At 70.0% G+C, this 1,009-nt stretch carries 3 protein-coding genes; all 3 read left to right on the top strand.

Annotated features, from left to right (window positions below; all coding sequences use genetic code 11):
• Nucleotides 1-149 (top strand): VOC family protein (locus AWZ10_RS53580; protein ID WP_425264481.1); only part of this gene is annotated, 149 nt, incomplete at its 5' end.
• 85 nt (nucleotides 150-234) lie between these two features.
• A complete protein-coding gene (locus tag AWZ10_RS09550; protein WP_037694386.1) occupies nucleotides 235-642 on the top strand; it encodes a hypothetical protein in 408 nt (135 codons plus the stop codon).
• A partial coding sequence (locus tag AWZ10_RS09555; RefSeq protein WP_060890862.1) for a thiol-disulfide oxidoreductase DCC family protein occupies nucleotides 639-1,009 on the top strand: 371 nt, incomplete at its 3' end. The genes AWZ10_RS09550 and AWZ10_RS09555, both read left to right, overlap by 4 nt.

A 1,009-nucleotide genomic window follows, 5' to 3' on the forward strand; every position in this document is an offset into this window, starting at 1 on the left:
CGCGGGCGCTCGCCGCGGCGGGGGTGGCGCCGCTCGACGCGCCGTTCTCGGTCGCCACCGGGTGGACCGTCGAGTTCGCGGATCCCTGGGGGAACGTCGTCGGGTTCACGGACTACACCAAGCGGCCGGAGCTGGCCCGCACCGGATGACGGCTTGAACGTGTTCAAAAACAGGGCTACAGTCTCCCCCAGAACGTTTTGAACGCGTTCAAGTAAGCCGGGAAGGGGTGGGGACATGGACCTCACGGTCGTCGCGTATGTCGTCTATTTGCTGGTCAGCGTGGGGCTGACGGTGTGGGTGGCGCGGACGTTGAGCAGTAACGGGCGGATCTTTCTCTCGGATGTGCTGCAGGGGAACGAGAAGCTCGCGGACGCGGTGAACCACCTGCTGGTGGTCGGGTTCTACCTCGTGAACCTGGGCTTCGTGGCGCTGTATCTGAACGCGGAGAACGCCATCACCAGCCCGCGTGCGGTGTTCGAGGCGGTGTCGGCGAAGCTCGGCGTGGTGCTGCTCGTGCTCGGGGCGCTGCACCTGGGGAACGTGTTCGTGCTGAACAAGTTCCGGCGGCGGGGGATCATGGAGCGGGAGCCGGTACCGCCGGTCCCGCCGCAGGGCTGGATCGCTCCGACGGGGCGGGCATGACCACCACGGCCGAGACGGCCACCGGGGACCGGGGCGCCGAGCGCGTCCCGGTTCGCGGGCTCACCGTGCTGTACGACGCCCGGTGCGGGCTGTGCACCTTTCTTCGGGAGTGGCTGGGCAGGCAGCGGCAGTTGGTGCCACTGGGGTTCGTGGCGGCGGGGTCGGAGGAGGCTCGGCGGCTGTTCCCGTCGCTCGACCCCAGGGCGACGCTGGAGGAGATCACGATCGTGGGGGACGGCGGGCAGGTGTACCGGGGGACCGCCGCCTGGATCGTGTGTCTGTGGGCGCTGCGTGAGCAGCGTCCGCTCGCCCACCGGCTCAGCACCCCGGCGGGAGCCCGGCTCGCACGCGGTGCCGTGCTCGCCGC

It is taken from the genome of Streptomyces europaeiscabiei, assembly GCF_001550375.1.
GTDB lineage: Bacteria > Actinomycetota > Actinomycetes > Streptomycetales > Streptomycetaceae > Streptomyces > Streptomyces europaeiscabiei.